The 24,304-nt window shown below is 65.5% G+C and carries 17 protein-coding genes and 1 pseudogene; 6 read left to right on the forward strand and 12 right to left on the reverse strand.

Going from position 1 to position 24,304, the window contains the following annotated elements:
* Nucleotides 1-4: 4 nt before the first annotated feature.
* From hpaD to BLU88_RS16555, 4 genes are read right to left on the reverse strand one after another with little or no spacing between them, the layout of a single operon-like run.
* Nucleotides 5-1,141: a 3,4-dihydroxyphenylacetate 2,3-dioxygenase gene (gene hpaD, locus BLU88_RS16540; protein WP_092016384.1), complete on the reverse strand. Its 1,137-nt coding sequence runs from the start codon at nt 1,139-1,141 to the stop codon at nt 5-7.
* A 7-nt stretch (nt 1,142-1,148) separates the two neighbouring features.
* Entirely contained in the window at nt 1,149-2,654 is a 1,506-nt protein-coding gene (hpaE, locus tag BLU88_RS16545) for a 5-carboxymethyl-2-hydroxymuconate semialdehyde dehydrogenase (protein WP_092016386.1), read from the reverse strand.
* The gene (locus tag BLU88_RS16550; RefSeq protein ID WP_231939475.1) at nt 2,651-3,355 is read right to left on the reverse strand and encodes a GntR family transcriptional regulator; all 705 of its coding nucleotides are present in this window, start codon (nt 3,353-3,355) and stop codon (nt 2,651-2,653) included. The genes hpaE and BLU88_RS16550 overlap by 4 nt, the downstream gene beginning before the upstream one ends.
* Nucleotides 3,352-4,842 carry a fumarylacetoacetate hydrolase family protein gene (locus BLU88_RS16555; RefSeq protein ID WP_092016392.1) on the reverse strand — a complete coding sequence of 497 codons (1,491 nt, stop codon included), beginning with the start codon at nt 4,840-4,842 and terminating at the stop codon, nt 3,352-3,354. The genes BLU88_RS16550 and BLU88_RS16555 overlap by 4 nt, the downstream gene beginning before the upstream one ends.
* A gap of 129 nt (nt 4,843-4,971) precedes the next feature.
* On the opposite strand from BLU88_RS16555, the pseudogene BLU88_RS16560 reads away from it, so the two are divergent.
* Nucleotides 4,972-6,356, forward strand: a pseudogene (locus BLU88_RS16560) (MFS transporter).
* Nucleotides 6,357-6,468: 112 nt separating this feature from the next.
* Entirely contained in the window at nt 6,469-8,394 is a 1,926-nt protein-coding gene (locus tag BLU88_RS16565) for an FAD-dependent monooxygenase (RefSeq protein WP_092016395.1), read from the forward strand.
* A gap of 53 nt (nt 8,395-8,447) precedes the next feature.
* Here the strand turns inward: BLU88_RS16565 and BLU88_RS16570 are convergent, their stop codons facing one another.
* The 5 genes from BLU88_RS16570 to udk all read right to left on the reverse strand — a co-directional run bounded on the left by BLU88_RS16570 (nt 8,448) and on the right by udk (nt 12,236).
* Nucleotides 8,448-8,729: a hypothetical protein gene (locus BLU88_RS16570; protein ID WP_092016398.1), complete on the reverse strand. Its 282-nt coding sequence runs from the start codon at nt 8,727-8,729 to the stop codon at nt 8,448-8,450.
* A gap of 58 nt (nt 8,730-8,787) precedes the next feature.
* A complete protein-coding gene (locus BLU88_RS16575; RefSeq protein ID WP_167356909.1) occupies nt 8,788-9,159 on the reverse strand; it encodes a hypothetical protein in 372 nt (123 codons plus the stop codon).
* A gap of 177 nt (nt 9,160-9,336) precedes the next feature.
* Complete coding sequence (locus BLU88_RS16580) at nt 9,337-9,840, reverse strand: hypothetical protein (RefSeq protein WP_157689175.1); 504 nt, start codon at nt 9,838-9,840, stop codon at nt 9,337-9,339.
* 132 nt (nt 9,841-9,972) lie between these two features.
* Nucleotides 9,973-11,580, reverse strand: coding sequence for an HNH endonuclease (locus tag BLU88_RS16585; protein ID WP_092016407.1), 1,608 nt, complete (start codon nt 11,578-11,580; stop codon nt 9,973-9,975).
* Nucleotides 11,581-11,624: 44 nt separating this feature from the next.
* Nucleotides 11,625-12,236: a uridine kinase gene (gene udk, locus BLU88_RS16590; RefSeq protein WP_092016410.1), complete on the reverse strand. Its 612-nt coding sequence runs from the start codon at nt 12,234-12,236 to the stop codon at nt 11,625-11,627.
* A gap of 262 nt (nt 12,237-12,498) precedes the next feature.
* On the opposite strand from udk, the gene mgtE reads away from it, so the two are divergent.
* Nucleotides 12,499-13,842 (forward strand): magnesium transporter, encoded by a 1,344-nt coding sequence (gene mgtE / locus BLU88_RS16595; RefSeq protein ID WP_092016413.1) that lies wholly within the window; start codon nt 12,499-12,501, stop codon nt 13,840-13,842.
* A 23-nt stretch (nt 13,843-13,865) separates the two neighbouring features.
* On the opposite strand, the gene BLU88_RS18850 is transcribed toward mgtE, so the two are convergent.
* Complete coding sequence (locus BLU88_RS18850; RefSeq protein ID WP_231939476.1) at nt 13,866-14,576, reverse strand: GntR family transcriptional regulator; 711 nt, start codon at nt 14,574-14,576, stop codon at nt 13,866-13,868.
* Between the two features lie 299 nt (nt 14,577-14,875).
* Here BLU88_RS18850 and BLU88_RS18855 point away from each other — a divergent pair, with 299 nt between their 5' ends.
* From BLU88_RS18855 to BLU88_RS16610, 3 genes are all read left to right on the forward strand, one after another.
* A complete protein-coding gene (locus BLU88_RS18855; RefSeq protein ID WP_231939477.1) occupies nt 14,876-15,322 on the forward strand; it encodes a hypothetical protein in 447 nt (148 codons plus the stop codon).
* Nucleotides 15,323-15,560: 238 nt separating this feature from the next.
* Nucleotides 15,561-18,968, forward strand: coding sequence for a bifunctional proline dehydrogenase/L-glutamate gamma-semialdehyde dehydrogenase (locus BLU88_RS16605; protein WP_092016418.1), 3,408 nt, complete (start codon nt 15,561-15,563; stop codon nt 18,966-18,968).
* A gap of 248 nt (nt 18,969-19,216) precedes the next feature.
* Nucleotides 19,217-21,811 (forward strand): ExeM/NucH family extracellular endonuclease, encoded by a 2,595-nt coding sequence (locus tag BLU88_RS16610; RefSeq protein WP_157689177.1) that lies wholly within the window; start codon nt 19,217-19,219, stop codon nt 21,809-21,811.
* A 3-nt stretch (nt 21,812-21,814) separates the two neighbouring features.
* Here the strand turns inward: BLU88_RS16610 and BLU88_RS16615 are convergent, their stop codons facing one another.
* Both BLU88_RS16615 and BLU88_RS16620 read right to left on the reverse strand, forming a co-directional pair.
* Nucleotides 21,815-22,957 (reverse strand): PrpF domain-containing protein, encoded by a 1,143-nt coding sequence (locus BLU88_RS16615; protein WP_092016421.1) that lies wholly within the window; start codon nt 22,955-22,957, stop codon nt 21,815-21,817.
* 45 nt (nt 22,958-23,002) lie between these two features.
* A complete protein-coding gene (locus BLU88_RS16620; protein WP_197678244.1) occupies nt 23,003-24,262 on the reverse strand; it encodes an MFS transporter in 1,260 nt (419 codons plus the stop codon).
* Nucleotides 24,263-24,304 lie beyond the last annotated feature (42 nt).

The following is a 24,304-nucleotide window of genomic DNA, read 5'->3' on the forward strand; positions in this document are numbered from 1 at the left end:
CCTTTCAGAGCTGGTTGCCCAGCTTGCCCTCATTCTCATCCGCGCGGGTGTAGGAGAACCCGTCGGCACCGATCGTCACGGCCATCTCCGAATCGTCCGTGCGGGCATGCACGGGCTGCGGGTTGCCGTCGAGATCGAGGACGAGGGAGGCGTCTGTGTACCAGGACGGCACGACAGGATTGCCCCACCAGTCGCGGCGCTGATTGTCGTGGACATCCCAGGTGATGACCGGGTTGTCCGGATCGCCGGTGTAATAGTCCTGCGTGTACACCTCGACACGGTGGCCGTCGGGGTCGCGAAGGTACAGGTAGAACGCATTCGAGACTCCATGGCGGCCGGGTCCGCGCTCGATCGAATCGGACCGGCGCAAGGCACCGAGCTTGTCGCAGATGGCCAGGATGTTGTGCTTCTCATGCGTGGCGAAGCAGACATGGTGCATGCGCGGTCCGTCACCGCCGGTCATCGCCGTGTCGTGGACGGTGGCCTTGCGGCGCATCCATGCGGCATAGACCGTTCCCTCCTCGTCCTGGATGTCCTCCGTGACACGGAAGCCGAGGTCCTGCATGTACTTCACCGCCCGCGGCACATCCGGGGTGACCTGGTTGAAGTGGTCGAGACGGACGAGTTCGCCGGGGATGTGCAGGTCATAGCGCCACGACATGCGTTCGACGTGGTCTGCCTGGTAGAAGAACTCGTACGGGAAGCCCAGCGGGTCGACCACCCGCACGGAGTCGCCCACACCCTTGACGAAGCCGTCGGGATTGCGACGGACATCGCAGCCGAGTTCGGTGTAGAAGGCCACGGCCTTGTCGAGCTCTTCCGGGCTGCGCACCCGGTAGGAGAACGCGGCCACGGCAGCGACCTCACCCTTGCGCAGGACGAGATTGTGGTGGATGAACTCCTCCGTCGAGCGCAGGTAGAGAGTGTTCTCGTCCTCTTCGGTGACGTAGAGTCCGAGCACGTCGACGTAGAACTCCCGCGAGGCGGCGAGGTCGGTGACGACGAGTTCCATATAGGCACACCGGAGGATGTCGGGCGGACTCGCCTGCGGAGTAGCGACCGGGTTGTCGGTAGCGATGGTCGTCTCCTGGCTGACGAAATAGCCGGCCGAGGTCCGGGTCATATCAGTGCGTTTCGTCATGGCTGCCTCACTGCTTTCCGAAGACGGGGTTGTGGACCTCGCCGAGGTTGATGTGCACGGACTGCTGCTCCGTGTAGAAGTCGATCGACCGGTAGCCGCCCTCGTGGCCGAGGCCCGAGGCCTTGACACCGCCGAAAGGGGTGCGCAGGTCGCGGACGTTGTTCGAGTTCAGCCACACCATTCCCGACTCCACAGCCTGGGAGAAGTTGTGGGCGCGCTTGAGGTCCGAGGTCCAGATATAGGCGGCCAGACCGTACTTCGTGTTGTTCGCCAACTCCAGGGCCTCCTCGTCGGAGGAGAACGGAGTGATCGCGACGACGGGCCCGAAGATCTCCTCCTGGAAGATCCGCGCGTCGGGCTTCACATCGGCGAACACGGTCGGCTGGACGAAGTTTCCGGTCTCGAAGCCCTCGGGACGTCCGCCGCCGGCGACGAGGCGGGCCTCGGACTTGCCGATCTCGACGTAGGACATGACCTTCTCATAGTGCTCGGGGTGAACGAGCGCGGCCACCTCGGTCGCGGGATCCGAGGGCAGACCGACCTTCACGCGCTTGGCCTGGGCGGCGTAGCGCTCGACGAATTCGTCGTAGATCGATTCTTCGACGAGGATGCGCGAACCGGCGGTGCAGCGCTCCCCATTGAGGGAGAAGACACCGAAGATCGTGGCGTTGACGGCGGCATCGAGGTCCGCGTCGGCGAAGACGACGGCCGGGGACTTTCCGCCGAGCTCCATCGACAGACCCTTGAGCCAGGGTGCGGCATTGGCGAAGATCGTCTGTCCGGTGCTCGATTCGCCGGTGAAGGAGATGAGCGGAACATCGGGGTGCTTGACAAGCGAATCGCCGGCGAAGCCCTCCTCACCGAAGCCGTTGACCATGTTGAAGACACCGGTGGGCAGTCCGGCCTCTTCGAAGATGCCCGGCCACAGGGAGGCAGAGAGCGGGGTGAACTCGGCGGGCTTGAGTACAACGGTGTTGCCGGTCGCGATCGCCGGTCCCAGCTTCCAGGATTCAAGCATGAACGGGGTGTTCCACGGAGTGATGAGTCCGGCCACGCCGATCGGCTTGCGGTTGACGTAGTTCGCCTGGCGGCCGGGAACCTTGAAGGCATCGTCGACCTGGGCGACGATGAGGTCGGCGAAGAAGCGGAAGTTCTCCGCTGCACGTGCCGCCTGGCCCTTGGCCTGGGTGATCGGCAGACCGGAGTCGAAGGACTCCATCGCGGCGAGTTCGTCCTTGCGAGACTCGACGATGTCGGCGATGTTATTGAGGATGCGGGCACGTTCACGCGGCAGCATCTTCGGCCACGGGCCCTCGTCGAACGCCTTCTTCGCCGAGGCGACAGCGGCTTCGATATCGGCCTTCTTCCCCGAGGCGGCCTTGATGTAGGGCTCGTTCGTCACCGGGTTGAGGACGTCGAACTCGTCTCCGTCGATGGAATCGACGAATTCTCCGTTGATGTAGTGGCGGATCTTCTCCGGTATGTCTGCCGGTGGGGTGGTGGACTGTGTCATGAATTGTCCTTTCTTGAATCAGTGTTCAGATCTGTGGTCGCGGCGGCGGTGGACTGGGCGTTCTGGAAGCTGTGCAGTGTGGCCGAACGGTGCTCGCGCACAGCCCGTTCGACTTCCTGCGCCGAGGCACGGGCCCGGATGAGGGCGACTATGCGAGAGTGCTCCTCCACCGATTCCAACGCCCGCTCGGGGACGAAGGAGAACGTCGAATCCCGCAGGTGGTTGAGTCGGTCCCATTCGAGTTCGACGAGGGTGCACAGCCGCTCGTTCGGGCAGCGCCGATAGAGCGTTTCGTGGAACTCGTGGTTGAGCCGGGTGAACTCGGCCGGTTCGAAATCATCGAGCAGCGCCCGCATCCGATCGTTGATCTGCTCCGCCGCATCGAGATCTTCAGCGCCGAGGCGGCTCTGGGCTTGGGCGACGGCCGCGGCCTCGAGGATCGCGACCGTTTCCATCGACTGAGTGTAGGACCCCTGATCGACCATGGCCACGCGGGCCCCGATATTGCGTTCGAAGGTCACGAGTCCGTCGGCTTCCAGCCGGCGGATGGCCTCGCGCACCGGCACCACGGAGGTGTCGAGTTCGAGTGCGATCTGCGCGAGCACGAGCTTGTGCCCGGGCTGGTACGTCTGGTCGGCTACGCGCTCGCGGATCCACCGATATGCGATCTCGGCCTTGCTCAGCGAGGCGGTGACGGTCACCGGGAGGCCTTCCACTCGTCGAACTTCGTCTTCCATTCGCCCTTCGGCGGGAAGAGTCCTTCGACCGGATTGCCGGCGGCTACCTGTTCGGCCACCCAGCCGTCCTCGACCTCCTTGGCCAATGCCGCGTCGACGACTTCTTCGACGAGGTCACTTGGAATGACGATGGCTCCGTCATCGTCGGCGACGATGACATCGCCGGGCAGAACGGTGGCGTTTCCACAGGCCACGGCCACGTCCGATTCCCATGGGACGTGACGGCGGCCGAGCACCGCGGGGTTCTTCGCGGTGGCGAAGACGGGCAGGATGCCGGCGACCTCGGCGGAGTCGCGGACTCCCCCGTCGGTGATGACTCCCGCGGCGCCGAGCGACTTCGCGCGCAGGGCGAGGATGTCGCCGAGGGTGCCCGAACCGGATTCGCCGCGGGCTTCGATGACGATGACCTCACCGGGGCGGATGGAGTCGAATGCCTGCTTCTGCGCGTTGTACCCACCGCCGTGGGTTTTGAAGAGGTCTTCGCGGTTGGGCACGAAGCGCAGGGTCTTCGCGGTGCCGACGATCTTCGCGCCCGGCTTCAGTGGGGCCACGCCTTCGATGACGACGTTATTGAGCCCGCGGGCGCGCAGCTGAGCGGACAGTCCGGCGGTCGGTGCTTCGGTGAGTTTGGCGATGAGGCCAGCGTCGAGTCCGGTCGCCGACGTGCCATCGGCGCTTCCTGCCGGTGCCAGACCGGCGGCTTCGCGTGAGCCCCAGGCATCTACCGTCAAAGATTCGTTCACAGCGGGCAGGCTGCCAAGGGCTTCGTCGAAGTCGCCGGGACCTTCGACGACCGTGGTGGTGAGGCGACCGGAGCTCAGTTCCTCCCCATTCGCCGAGGCGGCCGTGACCTCGACCTCGACCGTGTCGCCGGGGACGACGACGGAAGAGCCGGCCGGGGTGCCGGTGAGGATGACATCACCGGGTTCGAGGGTCAGGTGCTGGCTGAGGTCCGCGACAATGCGCGGGAGAGTGAAGATGAGCTGATCGGCGCGTGTGCCGTCGTCCTGGACGACTTCGCCGTTGACCCAGGTGCGCAGGCGCAGGGAGTCGGGAGCCGCCTCGGCGGCGGGGATGAGCTCGGGTCCCAGCGGGGTATAGCCGTCGCGGCTCTTCGAGCGCACGTTCGATCCCTTGTCCGGGGTCTTCATATCGTAGAGGCCGAAGTCGTTCGACGCGGTCACGCCTGCCACATAGGACCAGGCGTCGGCCTCGGTGACGTTGCGCGCGGAAGTGCCGATGACGATGGCGACCTCACCTTCGAAGGCGAGCAGCGAGGTGCCTGCGGGGCGCTCGATGGTCTGCCCGGAGGCTGCGACGGAGCTGGCGGCCTTGAGGAAGTAGGACGGCTGGGCGGGACGTTTTCCTCGCTGTGCGGCACGGGACTCGTAGGCCACATGAACGGCAATGATCTTGCCCGGACGGGCGGGAACACCTACAGGAGTCGACATCGATCTCACACCTCATTTCGATTGGCTTCACCACAGATCGTATATGATACGGTTCCGGAGGACAAGTAATCCAGGCCACAGAGAATGCGGCCGGACTGCACTGCAGACGCACGACAGGACACAGGAGTCATGGCAGCACAGAAGCACACTCAGACCCGGGTGGCGTTCGCGACGATCGTCGGCACGAGCATCGAGTGGTACGACTACTTCCTCTATGCGGCGGCCTCAGGGCTGATCTTCAACCAGCTCTTCTTCAGCCCGCTCGGATCGACGCTCTCGACCATGGTCGCCTTCGCGACGGTCGGAATCAGCTTCCTCTTCCGCCCCTGGGCGCCTTCCTCGCCGGACACTTCGGCGACAAGCTCGGCCGCCGGGTGGTCCTCATCATCACCCTCATCGCCATGGGTGCTGCAACAGCACTCATCGGCTTCCTGCCGACCTTCGAATCCGCCGGCGTCCTGGCACCGATCCTGCTCATCGTCCTGCGCATCGTCCAGGGAATATCGGCGGGCGGAGAATGGGGCGGAGCCGTTCTGCTCGCCGTCGAGCACGCCGATGAGAAGTCACGCGGACTGCGCGGATCCTTCCCGCAGATCGGAGTGTCCATCGGACTCCTGCTGTCCTCCGGTGTGCTCGCCCTGATGACGTCGATAGCCCCCGGCGATGCCTTCCTCGAATGGGGCTGGCGAGTGCCGTTCTTCCTCTCCATCGTGCTCGTCTTCATCGGCTACTGGATCCGCCGCGGAGTCGAGGAATCCCCCGTCTTCCACGAGATCGCCGAGCGCAAGGAGCAGGTGACGAACCCGCTGGGCACGCTCATCAAGGGCCACTGGCTGCTAGTCATCCTCGCGTCGCTCGTCTTCATGGGCAACAACGCCGCGGGATACATGACCACCGGCGGATACATCCAGAACTATGCCACGGATCCGGCCGGACCCATCGGCCTCGAGCGCGGTCCCGTGCTCTGGGCCGTCGCCGCCTCGGCGGTGTCCTGGCTGGTGGTGACGATCATCGCGGGCGCTGTCTCGGACAAGATCGGGCGTCGAAACACCTACATCCTCGGCTGGGTGCTTCTGCTCGTCGGCATCTTCAGCCTGTTCCCGCTGGTCAACACCGGCTCGGTGGGCATGCTCCTGCTCGGGCTGGTCGTCCTCACAGTCGGCCTCGGCTTCACCTACGGCCAGCAGCCGGCGATGTACGCCGAGCTGTTCCCCTCCAGCGTCCGCTTCTCCGGGGTCTCGGTCTCCTATGCGATCGGATCGATCCTCGGCGGCGCCTTCGCTCCGACGATCGCGAAGGCCCTTGTGTCGTCGACGGGAACGACCGCCTCGGTGGCGGTGTACCTGGGCGTCGTCGCCGTGCTCGCTCTCGTGGCGACCCTGCTGCTGCGCGATCGCACCGGCATTCCGCTCGGTCCCGACCACGAGGACGAGCAGGCGGTGAGTCCGATCATCGGGATCGGCGCCCACCGGCCACGGACGGAATCCGGCACCGAGGCGGCACCGCACGACTGACCTGCGACGACGGAGCGAATACGGTGACGGCCACCACCCCGAAAACACCAGATCGTATATGAACTGATAGCATTCGAGTATCACGACGACGTGTCAAGAACCGGAGGTTGACATGCATTTCCATCAGAACGGCTACGTGTCCGCGGACCCGCGGATCGAAGAGGCCGCTGGGTACGGAATCGATCGCGCAGAGGATCTGCCCGATGAGGTCGATGTCCTCATCGTCGGCAGCGGTCCTGCGGGGATGATCGCGGCCGCCCAGCTCTCGCAGTACGCGAACGTGAACACGCGGATGATCGAGAAGCGCGATTCGCGGCTGGTCATCGGTCAGGCCGACGGCATTCAGGCCCGCTCCGTCGAGACCTTCCAGGCCTTCGGCTTCGCCGAGGAAATCATGCGCGAGGGCTATCACATCACGGAGATGTCGTTCTGGAATCCGGATCCGGAGAACCCCGAGAACATCATCCGCACCGGTCGGCCCAAGGACGATGAGCATGGGATCAGCGAATTCCCGCACCTGATCGTCAACCAGGCACGTGTGCTCGACTACTTCGCACAGTTCGCCGCCCAGTCCCCCGGGAAGATCAAGCCCGACTATGGGATCGAATTCGTCGACCTCACGGTCGATTCGGACGCCGCGGCCGCCTCGGCGAAGGACCATCCTGTGTCCGTGACTGTCCGCTACACTGCGGGCGAGCGCGCCGGTGAGGAACGGACCATCCGCGCAGGCTACGTCGTCGGCTGCGATGGTGCACGGTCGAAGGTGCGGTCGTCGATCGGCAGGAAGATGACCGGCGATCAGGCCAACCATGCCTGGGGCGTGATGGACGTGCTCGCGAACTCCGACTTCCCCGATATCCGCACCAAGTGCGCGATCTCGTCGAAGCACGGCAATATCCTCCACATCCCCCGCGAGGGCGGCCACCTGTTCCGGATGTACGTCGACCTCGGTGAGGTGCCCGAAGATGATGCGCGCAAGGTGCGATCGACGGGCATCGACGCGATCATCGCTCGGGCCAACGCGATCATCGCGCCCTACAGCATCGACGTGAAGAACGTTGCCTGGCATTCGGTCTACGAGGTCGGGCACAGGCTCACGGATGCCTTCGACGACACCGATGAGTCCGATCCGGCCTCGCAGTGCCCGCGCGTGTTCATCACCGGCGATGCCTGCCACACGCACTCGGCGAAGGCAGGTCAGGGAATGAACGTGTCGATGCAGGACGGGTTCAACATCGCGTGGAAGCTCGGTCAGGTCATCTCCGGTCGATCGTCGACGGAGCTGCTGCGCACCTACTCTGCCGAACGTCAGGTGGCGGCGAAGAACCTCATCGACTTCGACAAGGAATGGTCGACGCTCATGGCGACTCCGCAGGAGGAGCTGCCGGACAAGACCTACCTCGAGGACTTCTACGTCAAGACCGCGGAGTTCCCGGCCGGGTTCATGACCGAGTACGCGGAGTCGATGATCACGACGCCGACGACGCATCAGGAGCTCGCCGCCGGATTCCCGATCGGCAAGCGGTTCAAGTCGGCTCGGGTCAAGCGCAGCTGCGATGCGAACTTCATCCACCTCGGCCACGAGGCACGCGCCGACGGTCGCTGGCGAGTCTATGTCTTCGCCGATCGGGCCGCTCCGGTCGTCGACGGTTCCGCGGACACCGAGTCGAAAGTGGCGGCGCTGGCTGCGTGGCTCGAATCGGATCCTGCTTCTCCCCTGGTCGCCTACCGCCGTGACGGTGAGGATCTCGATGCCCTTGTCGAGCTCAGCGTCATCTACCAGCAGGAGCACAAGGAGTTCGCGTTTCCCGATGTGCCGAAGGTCTTCCGTCCGCATATCGGTGCCTTCGACCTCGAGTATGTGGAGAAGATCTACGCGACCCTGCCCGAAGAGGACATCTTCGAGGCCCGCGAGATCAGCCGCGACGGCGCCGTCGTCGTGGTGCGCCCCGACCAGTACGTCTCGGGAATCTTCCCATTGGATGCGCATGCCGAGATCGGCGACTACTTCGCAGGAGTCTTCGAACCCGTGAAATGACGTCCGCGAGGCTCAGTCCTCTCACCGATCGCCGAGATTCAAGCGCCCTCGACCTATGGTCGGGGGCGCTGTGTTCTGGCGGCGATTCCGCAGATACCTGCGGCGGCGAGCGACGCAGCGCCGTTGAGCCACAGCCCGAAGCCGAATGACCGCCGGCCGATCTCCATTCCTCCGGTCGGCGTCCCGTCGGACAGCTGTCCGCCCCACATGATCAACGGCGGGTGGACGAGAATGCCGAAGAGAAGCACACCGATCACCGCGGCGATGAGCAGCACCACCAGGTTCCACCAGTGGGCAGTCGCGAAGGCGAGGCACAGACCGGCGACGGCGACCACGAGCGCCCAGAGGACGTAGAAGTGCGGGTCGGTCTCACCGTCGGCGGCAAGGTTCCAATCACCCAGTGAAGTCGGTGAGGTCGAACGGTGCCCTTCCGATCGAGGTCACCCAGATCATCAGCACCCAAGAAGCGACTGCAGCCCACGGCAGTCGCCCCGCCCAACGATCCGTTCGGTTCCTGCGCGGCCACGGGGTGATCCTCGGTTGCGCATGACCGACTGCGGCTGCTTGTCGACTTGGACCGCCGCTGCGATCGAAACGTCGACGACGGTGGTCGCCGAGAAGGCCGCAGACCCCCGCAGCCAGCAGACAGAGTCCCCCGATGGCCCAGAGTCCTGCACCCATCGCCGGTTCGGCGACGACCATCCCGAAGATCGGCCGTCCCTGATCATCGACAGCGTCCCACATAAGCGTCGGCGCATTCGCCAATGAGTCCGCCAATATGAGGAAGACGCAGACGCTCAGAAAGAGAGTTCCGACTGACCACAGGCGTCCGAAGGTGTCCGGCCACGGGCGCGAAGCGGGCCGAGACCGGACGGTGAGGAAGAGCGCAGCAGCGATCTGCCGTCTGCTGCTCGTCGGCCCCTGAGCCGGCCGGTTCGGGTCTCACGCGGCGGGACCATGGCGCTTCGACATGCAGCGTTTGATGCGTTCGCGACGGTAGTGATCCTGTTGGGCAGCCGCGACCAGCCCACAGATGCCTGCGGCGAAGAACAGAACGCTCCCAAACACCCAGAGTCCGAAGCCTGCAGCCGGATAGGCGACTTCCATTCCGCCGGTGGGCATGCCGTCGGCCGTCTGCCCGTCCCACACCATGATCGGCGGATCCGCGACCATCTGCAGAAGTCGCAGACCCAGCACTGTGCCCAGAACAATGGCCCCGATCGACCACCACTTCGATGCGGACAGCAGCCAAGCGGTGAACGCACCGGCGAGAATGATGATCCAGAGCACGAGGTAGACCTCGTCGAGATCGTTCATGTCGATGGGCGAGAACCCGAGCGATGTCACACGGATCCGCATCGATTCGGTGCCCCTGCTGTCGAGGACCGGCACGAAGATCGTGATCACCCAGCAGGCCACCGCCGCCAAGGGAAGCACTCGCGCCACGAGATTGAGACTTCGCCCCCGCGCTGTCGTCAGTGGTGTGCTTCCGTTCCTGCCTGCCCTGTCCATAACCACGATTCTCTGCAGTACCCATGTGACAGGTGTTCCCGCGATGTTGCAGATCCGACACGCGGCTCAGTCGGGTCCGAACACCACCTGCACCAGTTGCATCTCGACCGAGCTTCCTCCACACTCCTCTGCAGTCGGCCGCCGGTGCGCATTGCGTCTGCGCCAGTCTGCGACCTTCTCCGCACGAGTGCAGTACTGCGGCGGCAGGTTCTCGGGCAGGACGAATCTCGGGCTGGTCGACTGGAACCCAACCGGAAGATCCTCAGTGGTGCGCGGCTCCTCACCCGGCGGCGACTCGTCCGGTTGCGTCTGCTCATCTCGCTGCGGTTCGAGGAACCGAGAGAAGGTCAGTCGCCAATCGGTCTCCGGCGGCGAGTCTCCGGGTTCGGACACCGCTTCGGGACGCGGAAACCGCATGCGGCGGACCACGGCGGGCGTGGTCACCTCGTAGGATCGTCCGCTCGGCGTGGTGACGCACAGCCCGCCCGCCGAGGCCTCGTGATTCCACCCGGGATGCTCTTTCGCATAGTTGCAGGACGCGCACAGCCCCGAACCGTTCTCCCAGCTGGTGGCGCCGCCCGCTGCGACGGCTTGGGCATGATCGGCATGCCGGATCGGCGCATCGCACCACGGTGTCCGGCACACATCGTCACGGTAGGTGATCATCTGCCGCAGTCGACCCGTGAACTCCCGGCTCTTCGCGTCCATCCTCACCAGCTGCCCGTCGTCGGGCCGAGTGAAGATCCGGCTGATGAGCATCTTCGCTTCATTCGCGGCGACGAATTCCCGCGCCGTCCGTGCCGGCAGCGGCCCGAAGCCCGGCAGCCAGGCCGGAACGAGCCCGTCGGAGAGCAGGGATTCGGCTTCGACGAGCAGGTGGATCTCCGCAGGCACCTCCCCTGCCCTCGCCTGGCCGCTGAGCCGTTCGACGAAGGTATCGGCGACCACTTGTTGGCGAGTCCGCCCGGCAGCATCACCAGCGACAGTGATCGACTCTGCCCCGGCACGGAGGCTCTCAAAGGCAGCGACAGCCTGTGTGAGCGGCAGAATCGCAGAGATCCTGGCCATCCCGTCATCGATTACGGTCAGAGTCACACGACGATTGGTCGCGGCATTCGCTGCCCTCTTCGCGGCCGCCTCGGCGTCCATCTCCGCACTGAGCGCCCGCGCTTCGGCACGCAGACTCCGCAACCCGGACGGTTCCAGACTGCGTTTCATCCGCGTATCGACCTTGCGCCGATCCGCAGCGTCGAGGACCGCGGTCTCGTCGACCATGATCCGCGCCTTGTCCTCGGAGATCTCCCCTGCTGCCAGGGCTGTGAAGGTGTTGGGCATGCCGATGACGATGGAGCGGGCAGTGCTGAGGAACTTCCGGCCCGATCCGGGCGAGACCTTCTTCGCCAGCCCGACTTCGTCCCCAGCGCGCTTCCCGCAATCGATCGCGGGCACCTGGTTGAGTCGATCCCGCTCGATGCGCAGCGCTTCGAAGGCGACTGCCTCCCGTGACTGTGCGGCGACGACAGCAGACTTGAGCTCTTCGAGGGCGGTGATCCTCTCCAGCCTCTCCATCTCGGTGCCGCCCTTGCCCAGACTGCGCAGGAACTCACCGAACCTAGAGATCTCGGTCAGCGGATCCGGAACCGACGTTGGTTCCCGGGCAGTGTCGACGTCCATGTGAGAACGCTACCCGCCGGTACTGACACGACTTCGCTCCGGCTTCAGCCGACTCCGCGCTGGATGCGGTTGAGGATCATGTCCATGGCGACGATGTTGTGGCCGCCGTCAGGGATGATGAGGTCGGCATTGCGCTTCGAAGGTTCGACGTAGAGCTCGTGCATCGGTTTGACCGTGCCCAGGTACTGGTCCTCCACCGACTGCAGGGTTCGGCCCCGGTCGACGACATCACGTTTGATCCGACGCAGCAGGCGGACATCAGCGTCGGTGTCGACGAAGAGCTTGATGTCGAGCAGCTGACAGATGCGCGGTTCGGCGAAGATGAGGATGCCCTCGACGATGATGACCGGAGCAGGTTCGACCAGGGTCGTGTCATCGCTGCGGTTGTGGATCGAGAAATCATAGACAGGGCTCTCGACCGCCTCAGAGCTGCGCAGCGCGGTGAGGTGGTCGACGAAGAGATCATTGTCGAAGGCATCGAGGTCGTCGTAGTTGACCTTCTCGCGCTCCTCATAGGTGAGCTCATCGCGCCGTCGGTAGTAGTTGTCGTGGTAGAGCACGGAGGGTGGGCCCTCGCATTTGTCCAACAGCGCCCGAGTCAGCGTCGTCTTTCCGCTGCCGGTTCCGCCGGCCACGCCCACAACCAATGTCTCCACGGTTCGCTTCTCCTCCTCGGCTTCGCTCCTCCCCAAATCTATACCAGCCGGCGGAGGGCGCACTCCCCCGGATTCCCGCTGCCCCACCGAGTTCGGCTAGACTCGGTGCGTGCGTCGATGATGCGCCGATGAATATTGCTGCGAGCAGATCCCCGGGAGGTGGTTGTCAATGGATTCCGACAGTCGATTGTGCCCCCTCCCCCTCTTCCGCTGACGCCTGCCCCACGCGCACGCGTCGACTCGACTCTGCTTGGAGTACGTCATGACCTCCGTCCTCGACGCCGCCACCATCCGCTCCCTCACCGACGATCGCGATCTCGCTGCCCTCGCAGCCGCCATCCGCGAGCTCGGTCCGAACGCGACCACGGAGCTCATCGCCGAGCTCTCGGCCACCGAAGCCGCGATCGTCTTCCGCCTCCTGCCCAAGGACGAATCCGTCGAGGTCTTCGACGGTCTCGACCGCGGTACGCGCTCGGATCTCATCGCGGCCCTCCACACCGAGGAGCTGAGCACGATCTTCAGCGACCTCGATCCCGAGGATCAGGGCCGCCTCGTCGATGAGCTGCCCGCGAATGTCACCACGAAGCTGCTGGACGCCGTCCCCGCATCCGACCTCGGCGCGGTGATGGCAATCGCCGGCTATGGCCGGAATTCGATCGCCCGCCGCATGTCGCCGACCGCCGTCATCGCATGGACGAACGACACCGTCGCCGAGGTGACCGGGCGGCTGCGCGACACCGAGGTCGATCTCGAGGACGTCCGGCTCATCCCCGTCCTCACACCCGATCGTCGGATCGTCGGCACCCTCGATGCCCTCGAACTCCTCCGCTTCGCACCAGGCACGGACGTGGAGAGCCTGGCCGTACCCGTCGAGGAGATCACGCACACCGACGACGATATGGAGACCGCCGCCAGGGCGGCTCTGCGCGAGGACGTCACCGTCCTGCCCATCGGGGACAGTGAGGGCCGCCTCGTCGGGATCCTGCCGATCAAGGACGCCGCGCGCATCATCGCCGAGGCCGATGAGGAGGACTACGCGCTGTCCGGCGGCACCCAACCGCTCTACCGCCGCTACCTTCCGACCTCGATCCTCACCATCGCCCGCACCCGCATCGTGTGGCTGCTCGTGCTCGCGATCTCGGCGGTGCTCACCGTCCACGTGCTCGAGATCTTCGAATCGACGCTGGCGGAGGTCGTCGCGCTCGCACTGTTCATTCCGCTGTTGACCGGCATCGGCGGCAATACGGGTTCGCAGGCCGCGACGACGGTGACCCGTGCACTGGCGATGGACGAGATCGGACTGCGCGACTTCCTCCGCGTGGCCGCCAAGGAGCTGGCGACGGGTCTGCTGCTCGGCGTGCTCCTGGCCGTGCCGGCATTCGCGATCGCTTCTCCTCTCTACGGCCTCGAGATCGGTGCCGTCATCGCACTGACCCTGACGGTCAACTGCCCGATCGCAGCCGTGGTGGGAGGTTCGATCCCGATTGCGGCAAAGGCATGCAAGGTCGATCCTGCGGTTGTATCGACACCATTCATCTCGACCTTCTGCGATGCCAGCGGTCTGCTCGTGTACTTCACCATCGCCATCGCACTGCTCGGGCTCTGAGCCGACCGTTGAGCGGCCCGCCCTCACCCGAGGCTTCGGGTCAGCTGCGTCCACAGCTCCTGATCGAAGCGCCGCCTGCCCAGCAGACCGGCCATATGTCTCACGGCATTGTCGACCTTGCCGCGCCAGACCTCGATCGCCGTCTTCGCATCCACCCGACTGAGCGCCCGGAACATGGCTCGGTCATCGCTGACGATGCGGTCGCTGGCCGGCGAATAGTCGAGCTGCAGGATGGAGATGAACAGACGCAGCCGCAGAGTCAGCGCCTCGAAGGCACGCGCCGATTCGCGCAGACCCGAAGCACGGGCAAGCTCCTGCTGGAAGTGGAGGTCGGCGTCCTCGACATCGATTCCGCTGCGTGTCGGCGCTGACGCCTCGACCTGGCGCAGGGCCAGCTGCACGGGCACGAGGTAGCGCTGAGGGCGCAGGGCCAGGGACCGAAGCACGACCTCTCCGATGGCCATGCGCGCGGCGTAGAGGTCGAGCACGTCGACGGTGGTGATCAGGGGGATCCGTGCGCCGCCGCGCGACCCGTCGAGCAGCTTGTCATCGACCATGCGACGCAGAGCCGCATCGACCGAGGCCCTGGGCACCTGCATGCGACGAGACAGCAGACGCGGATTGATCCGATCCCCGGGTTCGTATCCGGAGTCGATGATCTCCTCACGCAGCGCGATCGCCAGGTGTTCGGTGATCGACCGAGTCTCCTTCGGCAGCCACGACGAGATCTCCATTGAGTCAGAAATGATGGAACTTTGCTGAGGCTCGTACGGGGCCGATTCCCACCACAGCACCCCTCGAGTCCGTTCCGGACGCGGTCGGCGAGCAGATCGAGCAGGGCCCCGGGAATGTCCTGACACTCGCCGAGGCGGCTCTTGAGTTCGGCTGCGAAATCGTCGAAATCCCCGCACGCCCGCACCCGGCCACCCACCTCACGGCACAGGTCTGCAGGAACCTCGCCGAGGGGGTCGAAGACGAGGAAGTCGCCGGCGCCGTCCAGAAGGGCGAGCAGGTCGGCGGTGGGCACCTGCCGATGTTCGCTGTCGAAGCGCTGCGCCCACCGCCCGACTCCCGCTGTGCGCAGGGCCGCGATGATGCCCGCGATTCGCCGCTGGATCCGCCTCGGCGGCACGATCGCCACGGACCCTCCCCGACCACCCTCACCACCTGCATCGATACTGCGAATTCCGACGATGACCAGAGGAAACCCGCTGGCGGCGAGGATCAGCTGCGAACCTCCGGTCACCTCGGTGACGGGGAGCGTGAGGGCCCGGACGGATCGGGAGACGATGCTCTGGCTCAGACCTGTCGCCTCGGCGAGGGCACGGGTCGAATAGTCTCGCCCGGAGATCCTCGCCCCCGCGGTCGCAACGAGAGCCTCGACGACCCGGTCTGCGGTCTCCTGGATCGGCGGGCGACCGCTGCGAGGACGATCCTCGAGGTCCGAACGACTCGCCCAACGGCGCAGGGTCGACGGTGATGCACCTGTGCGCGCAGCCGCCTCGGCGAGGGTCGACGTCGTCAGCAACGCCACGGCGTCACGGCGGAACTCAGCGGAATACATCCCCCTAGTCTATGACTTCTGACTCAAATCTTCCCAGCGATCGACTCCATCTCTTCACCCCCTGATTTCGGCGGCGCATACTGATCTCACACCCAGGCTCCACAGTCAGCGCCGATACGTGAGAGCACTAACAGCGAGCACCGAAGGAGCACAGTTGCTGCACACCGAAACCGACCTCGACACGCTCACCGCCCAGTCGATCGACACCGTCCGCCGGTGGTTGCGAGTGTCGACGTCGATGACCACGGCTAAGAACCCCGCGGCCGAACGCCTCTCTGCCGTCCTCTCCGACGACAACGGGCTCGACTTCACCGTCGGATTCGTCGATCGTGTCGTGCGCACCGATGACGTCCACGCCGCCGCCGACGCGCTGACCGAGGTCGGCAAGCTCGCACCCGAAACGATGTCGTACCTCGACCGCGCGCAGATCAAGGCCGGTGCCGCGCTGGCCAAGATCGCCCCGCAGGTCGTCGTCCCCGCCGCCCGAACCCGCCTGCGTCAGATGGTCGGTCACATGGTCGTCGACGCCCGCGATAAGCAATTCGGCAAGACCGTGGCCGCGCTCACCTCCGATGGTCACCGGCTCAATATCAACCTCCTCGGCGAGGCCGTGCTCGGCGACGGAGAAGCCGACAACCACCTGGAGCAGACCCACCGGCTGCTCGCCCGCGATGACGTCGACTATGTGTCGGTGAAGGTCTCCTCGGTGGCCTCGCAGATCTCGATGTGGGCATTCGACGAGACCGTCGACTATGTCGTCGACCGCCTCCGCCCGCTCTACAGCCAGGCGGCCAAGGCTCCGGCCGGCGCGAAGTTCGTCAACCTCGATATGGAGGAGTACCAGGATCTCGAGCTGACGATCGCCGTATTCACCCGTCTGCTCTCCGAACCCGAGTTCAAGGACCTCGAGGCCGGGATCGTCATCCAGGCCTACCAGCCCGATGCTCTCGGTGCGGTGCAGCGGCTGAGTGAATTCTCCGCCCGCCGCGTCGAGAACGGCGGCGTCGGGGTCAAGGTCCGCCTCGTCAAGGGCGCCAACCTGGCGATGGAGACTGTGCACGCCGAGATCGCCGGCTGGCCAGCGACGACGTGTGATTCGAAGCAGTCCACGGATGCGAACTACAAGCGGGTCCTGCACTGGCTGTTCACTCCGGAGCGGATGAAGGGGCTGCGCATCGGCGTGGCCGGGCACAACCTCTTCGACATCGCCTTCGCCCACCACCTCTCCGTCGAACGCTCGGTGACCGACCGCGTCGAGTTCGAGATGCTCCAGGGCATGGCCAGCGAGCAGGCGGCGGCCGTGACCGAGGACGTCGGCGACCTCCTCCTCTACGTTCCCGCCGTGCACCCGAAGGAATTCGATGTCGCGATCTCCTACCTCGTGCGCAGGCTAGAGGAGAACTCGGCGTCGGAGAACTTCATGTCCGGAATCTTCGACCTCGCCAACGGCAATGAAGTGTTCAAGCGCGAAGCCGACCGGTTCACCGCGGCGGTCAAGCAGCTCGAATCGATCCTCGAGGCCGAGGGTGAGACCGCACCGGCCCCGAATCGCCACCAGAACCGGTCGACCGAAACGCTCGGTGAGACCGTAGTGCCGACTCAGTTCTTCAATGAGCCCGACACCGATCCGGCTCTTCCCGCCAACCAGGAATGGGTGCGCAGGATCATCGCCGAGGCGACCGCCCCCGACTACCTCGACGATCGTCCGAATGCGCCCAAGATCGAATCCACGGACGAACTCGATGAGATGATCGCCCGCGGTCGCGCCGCCGCTGCGGACTGGCGTGCCCTCGGCGCCGCCGGTCGGGCCGAGATCCTCCACCGGGCCGCTGACATCTTCGCTGCTCGTCGTGGAGAGTTCATCGCTGTCGAGGCCGCTGAGGTGGGCAAGATGCCGTCGCAGTCCGACCCCGAGGTGTCCGAGGCCATCGACTTCATCCGCTACTACGCGCTGAATTCGCTCGAGCTCGAGAACCTCGAGGGCGCGACCTTCACTCCGGACGAGATGGTCGTCATCACTCCTCCGTGGAACTTCCCCGTGGCGATCCCCACCGGCGGCACCGTTGCGGCGCTGGCGGCCGGGTCCGCTGTCATCCACAAGCCGTCGGGGCCGACGCCGCACTGTTCGGCGCTCATCATCGACTGCCTGTGGCAGGCGGGAGTGCCCAAGGACGTGCTGCAGCTGTGCGCACCGATCGAGCGGGAGCTCGGTCAGCACCTCGTCTCGCATCCCGATGTCGACCGGGTCATCCTCACGGGTGCTTCGGAGACCGCGGCGATGTTCAAGTCGTTCCGTCCCGAACTCCACGTAAATGCGGAGACCTCCGGTAAGAATGCCCTGGTCATCACTCCGGCGGCGGACCGGGACCTCGCCATGGCCGACCTCGTGTACTCGGCCTTCGGACATGCCGGGCAGAAGTGCTCGGCCGCCTCGTTGGGGATCATGGTCGGTTCGACCTACGATTCCGAGCGCTACCGTCGCCAACTCATCGATGCCGCCTCGTCGATGGTCGTCGATTGGCCGGCGAACCTCGCCTCCACCATGGGGCCGCTGACGGAGGACCCCTCGGACAAGCTGCGTCGGGCGCTGACGACTCTCGAGCCCGGCGAATCCTGGCTGCTCGAGCCCAAGCAGCTCGACGATACGGGCCGCCTGTGGAGCCCGGGAATCAAGGACGGAGTCAAGCCCGGTTCGTTCTTCCACCTCACCGAGGTCTTCGGTCCGGTGCTCGGTCTCATGCATGCCAAGGACCTCGATGAGGCCATCGAGTTCCAGAATGCCGTGGACTTCGGCCTCACCGGAGGCATCCATTCCCTCGACCCCGAGGAGGTCGCCACCTGGCTCGATCACGTCGAGGTCGGCAACGCGTACGTCAACCGCGGAATCACCGGGGCCATCGTGCGTCGGCAGTCGTTCGGCGGCTGGAAGCAGTCCTCGGTCGGACTGGGGTCGAAGGCCGGCGGCCCGAACTACCTTATGCTCTTCGGCCACTTCACCGATTCCGGCGACCAGGATCTCGAGGCGGCTAAGGCCGATGACAAGCGCTGGTTCGAGGCCGAGTTCGGCGCGGCGAAGGACCACACGGGACTGCGCGCGGAGGCGAACATCTTCCGCTACCGTCCCCGCCCGGTGACTCTGCGCGTCACTGCCGAGGCGAGCCTGTTCGATCTCGAACGCTCCCTGCACGCGGCGCGCACGGTGGACTCGCCGGTGCAGTTGTCCGTGGCAGAGGATGTGTCCGCCGAGGTGAAGATCGCAGTGACGAATGCCGACGTACCTGCCCGCACCGAAACTGCCGCCGAGTTCGCCGAGATGATCGGTCAGGGTCGCTATGACGACACCGTGGGTGCCCGCATCCGCGTTCTCGGTCGATTCGAGGACGAGCTGCTGGCGGCGGCCGCGCCTCGCCCCGAGGTCGCGATCATCGATGAGCCGGTGACCACATCGGGCCGGGTGGAGCTGCGGTACTTCGTGCAGGAGCAGGCGGTGTCGATGACCCTGCACCGCTTCGGCAACCCGAGCCGCGACTTCCACACCCTGGCAGCCCAGCTCAAGTCCTGACCCCAATTACTACCTGACGGCGGCTCAGATACCTCGCGCGAGGTTGCTGAGCCGCCGTCAGGTAGTTCTGGGGCAGGGGAAGCTGTGTAGGATGAGTGTCACCCGAGGCACTCAGTGGACTGCCCGACTGTTCACAAGCTGTTCACATCTTCGCCGCTGTCGTCGATGAGTGAGCCGCTAGGGTGCAAGGGACCGCGCACGTGGATCGTCACGATGTGCACAGACGCTCATCCGCCCGAAAGGCTCCCATGAAAGTCACGACCACCCTGTCCTCCGCCGCGGCGCTCAGCCTCGTCGCGGGTCTGTCCCTCCCCTTGTCGCCGGCTATCGCAGCGGACACCGCAGCCGACGACGCCCACATCTCCGAGATCGCCTACACCCTCGCGACCGACTTCATCGAGGTCGCAGCAGATCCCGGCACCGACATCTCCGGGTGGACCTTCGGATCGGTGACTCGCGGCGGCAGCGTCCAGGCGCAGGAGAACACCGTCACCGTGCCCGAGGACACGACCGTCGGCGACTCCGGCGCCGTGGCCATCGAAGTGCCGATCACGAACTCCGTCAAGGCCGGTTCGGCCGCCGACGGAGAGTACGGCTCCAGCGCCTTCGTCATCGACGAGAGCGGCGAGCTGGTCGACTTCCAGCAGATCGGCGGCGTTGTCGACGGCAAGGGCGTCACCGGCACGAAGAACACCTTCACCCCCGCACCCGTCGTCGGTCAGGAAGCTGAGCCGACCGGTGCGGCCGCCGCCGGTGGCCAGTCGATCCAGCTCATCGGCGACACATGGAGGTCAGCGGCTCCCACCCCGAACGCCCTCCCCGACGGCAGCGACGACGGCGGTGAAGACGGTGACACTCCCGAAGGCGTCACCTCGATCGCCGACATCCAGGGCACCGGCGATGCCAGCCCCGTCCAGGGCAAGACCGTGACCACCCGCGGTGTCGTCACCGCCGCCTACCCCGAGGGCGGGCTCACCGGCTACTACATCCAGACCCCGGGCACCGGTGGAGCCGACCGTGCCGCCGGTGCAGCATCCGACGGCATTTTCATCTACTCCCCCGACACCGTCGCCGATATCAGCATCGACGACCACGTCGAAGTCACCGGGACCGTGTCCGAACACTACGGTCAGACCCAGATCTCCGTATCCGCGTCCGGTCTCAAAACGGTCGACGAACCCGCCGAGGCGATCAAACCGGTCGAGGATGCCTTCCCCGCCGGAGACGAGAAGCGCGAATCCCTCGAGGGCATGCTCCTGCAGCCGAGCGAATCGCTGACCGTGGCTGACAACTACAACACGAACACCTATGGTGAGGTCGTCCTCGCCACTGGTGAGGGCACCCTCGACCAGCCCACCGACGTCCACCGCCCCGGGACGCCTGAGGCGAAGGCCCTGGAAGCCGAGAACCTCGACCGTGAGGTCGTCCTCGACGACGGTGCGACCGTGAACTTCCTCAAGGCCGACAAGGACGTCCCCCTGCCCTACCTCAGCCAGGAGGCTCCCGTCCGCGTCGGTGCGCAGGCGAACTTCACCTCCCCGGTTGTGCTCGGCTTCGATCACGAGAAGTGGCGGTTCCAGCCGACGAGACGTCTGACCGGGGACAACGCCGAGGCGGTGCAGCCGACCACCTTCACCGACACCCGTACCGAAGCCCCCGAATCTGTGGGCGGACAGGTCAGCCTCGCCAGCTTCAACGTCCTCAACTACTTCACCACCACCGGTGACCAGTTGGACGGCTGCGAGTACTACGACGACCGCGAAGGCAACCACATCACCGTCCGCGGCGGCTGCGATGCCCGCGGTGCCGCGAACGCCGAAAGCCTCGAACGTCAGGAGACGAAGATCGTCACCGCGATCAACAAGCTCGACGCTTCGGTCATCTCGCTCATGGAGATCGAGAATTCTGCCGTCTTCGGCAAGGACCGCGATGATGCGCTGGCAACCCTGGTCAAGCGCCTCAACGAGGCGGCCGGTACAGAGAAGTGGGACTTCGTCGAATCCCCTGACGCCGTCCCCGCCGATGAGGACGTCATCCGCACCGCCCTGATCTACCAACCCGCCGAGGTGGCTCCACAGAACGAGTCGACGATCCTTGATGATCAGGATGCGTTCTCCAATGCCCGCGAACCCCTGTCCCAGGCGTTCGCACCGAAGGATGGCTCCGGCGAGGTCGAGAAGGACAAGACCTTCGTGACGATCTCCAACCACTTCAAGTCCAAGGGTTCGGGATCAGGTCCGGGCAATGAGGACTCCGGCGATGGTCAGGGCGCGTCGAACGCCGACCGTGTGAAACAGGCCGAGGCGCTCGTCGGCTTCGCCGATGACCAGCAGGAAGCGGCCGACAGCGATCTCGTCTACCTCCTCGGCGACTTCAACTCCTACACTCAGGAAGATCCGATGCAGGTCTTATTTGAGGCCGGATACAAGGACATCGCGGCGGAGAAGACGGACGAATCCACCTATGTCTATGGGTCGCGCACCGGCAGCCTCGACCATGTCCTCGCTCTCGACGCCTCGGACGAAGCCGACGGTGCAGGCACGGACGCGACAGCATTCGGGTCCGTCACCGGAGCCGATGTCTGGAACATCAACTCGGTCGAATCCCTGGCGCTCGAATACAGCCGATTCAACTACAACATCGCTGACCTCTACGCACCGGATCAGTTCCGAGCCTCCGACCATGATCCGGTCGTCGTCGGTCTCTTCGACTCCTCGGACGAGGGCGGGGACGATGACGCCGGAGCGGAAGCTGGGAAGAACGGCAAACACTGGGGCAGCCGCGACGGCGAGCATCCCGGAGGCAAGAACGCCGGGAAGAACGGTCGCCACAACGGCTGGTAACACCTAGTCGGTGACGGCCACCTGCCCCCGCATGAGCACGCGTGCCGTGCGGAAGAGGGAGGTGGCCGTCACCGTGTCCGCATCGCACACGGCACCGGCGGTGACGACGCCCGAGGGGGTAGCCAGACGCACTTCCGGCCCGACGACCCCGGGCCGGGCACGCCGAATGATGCGGTTGATGATCGTGTCCGGGATCTGTGCGGCCGCGGCCAGGCACATGGCTCCGGTCCCGGGTACGGCCTTGTGCGTCTGCCCCATGGAGATCATCCGCACGGGCAGGTCGGCCTCCTCGGCGGCCAGGGTCGTTCCGTCGAGCAGTCGGGTGGGCTCTGGGGCGGTGACCACGGCGACCTTCGGGACGACCTCAGGGGCCTCCTCCGGCGTCGTGCACAATCCCATCCTGACTGCAGCGTTGCGGCGCAGCTCCGCGAGCATGCCCATCGCGTGCGAGTTCGCGTCGATCTCCTCCGGAGATTCGGTGCCCTTGAGCCCGACCGCCGCGCCCGGGACGATGACGACGGGCAAGGTGGCATCGACGAGGCTGACCTCGAACATCACCCCACCGGCCGTGATCGATTCCGAGGGCTGGCCCGTCGGCAGCAGTCCGGCGGTGCGGCTGCCGGCGGGGTCGGGATAGATGAGCTCGACGGGCGAACCCGTTCCGCTGACTCCGGGCAGCACCAGGTCTCCGGAGACCTCGGCCTGCCCGTCGCTGACGGTGAGTCCCACGTCGACGAGTTTCTGCGTGTTCGTGTTGAACAGGCGAAAGACGTGCCATCCGTCGGCGGCGCTGAGCAGCCCGGCCGACAGGGCGAAGGGAACGACCCCGGACGACAGATTTCCGCAGTTGCCGGAGTAGTCGACGGTCGCCTCGGTGACGGAGACCTGACCGAAAGTGTAGTCCAGGTCGACCCCGTCCCTCGCCGAGGCGGCCACGACGACGATCTTCGACAGGGAGGAGATACCCCCACCCATTCCGTCGAGCTGACGGCCGAACGGATCCGGCGAGCCCATCGCCGAGGCGAACAGCCTGTCCCACGTCGTCGTGTCACCGTCCGAGCCCAGCGGAGGCAGTGCGGATTCGACGAAGAATAGGCCCTTGCTTGTGCCGCCGCGAACGAATGTGGCGTCGATCCACTCAGTCATGCCCTCAGGGTAGCCAACCCCACTGCCATCAGCGCAGCACTGACCTCACTTCACCGCCCTGGGCACGATGACCATCGACGCGAACCCGAGGACCGCAACGACCGCGAAGAGGTAGAAGCCCCACGGGTAGGCGATCCCGGCGGTGACGAGGGTGCCGGTGATGAAGGGGCCGACGATGGCGCCGATGCGCCCGATGCCCGAGGCCATGCCGAGTGCGGTGCCGCGGGCCTGAGCCGGGTAGATCGCAGAGACGAAGGCGTAGACGAGGACTTGGGCGGAGAAGACGAAGACTCCGGTGATGAACACGGCGATGTTGAGCAGGGCCTGGCTGGTCATCGGGATCGACAGTGCGGCGAGGAAGATCGCGGCGAGGACGAACCACATGAGCACGATCTTCTTCGTTCCGTGCTTGTCAGCCAGCCAGCCGGCGAGGACGAGTCCGACGACGGCACCGATGTTCATGACGAAGAGCATGACGAGGGAGTCCGAGACCTCGTAGCCGGCGTCGGCCATGATCTTCGGCAGCCAGGTGTTGAGTCCGTAGACCAGCAGGAGCCCCATGAAGCTCGCCGCCCACACGCCGATGGTCACCAGAGCCAGCTTGCCCTCGAAGAGACCTGCCATCCCCGTCTTCGCCGTCGCATCCACGGTGCCGGTGGGATCATTCGCCTCGGTTTCGAGGCTCTGCGCCGAGGCGGCCGCCGGGTTCCGCTTCGCCTCCTGAGTTGCGAGGAACGCCTGGGATTCGGGCAGCTTCCAGATCAGGAGGGGGACCATGACCAGGCCGGCGAGTCCGCCGGCGAGGAAGAGCAGATGCCAGTTGTGGGAATACGCCACGGCGAGCAGCGAGATCGCGACGGCACCGGCATGGTAGCCGGTCATCGTCAGCGTCGTCGCCTTGGCGGTGTTGCCGGCCTTCGTGTATTCGCCGATGTAGGCAAGGCAGCTGGGCATCACGGCGCCGAGGAAGAGTCCGGCGATGAACCGGTAGGTGGTGAACAGTGCGACGTTCGGGGCGAAGGCGACGAGCAGGGTGAAGACGCTGAAGCCGATGACGCAGGCGATGATCGTCCAACGCCTGCCGATCCGGTCGACGACCGGTCCGACGGCCACGGCACCGAGGCCGACGCCGACGAGGCTGAGCGTGGCGACCATGGTGGCCGCCTCGGGGGTGAATCCGAGGGCTCCGGTGGCCAGCAGCTCGGGGATGACCGCACCGAGGACGACGAGGTCGAAGCCCTCCAAGGCGACGGCCAGCCAGCAGAGGACGGCCGGCCAACGCCCCGCAGGGGCGGTACTGGCCATGGACGCAGACGGGGTGGTTGCGGACATCGATGTCTCCGGGGT

This window comes from Brevibacterium siliguriense (assembly GCF_900105315.1).
GTDB lineage: Bacteria > Actinomycetota > Actinomycetes > Actinomycetales > Brevibacteriaceae > Brevibacterium > Brevibacterium siliguriense.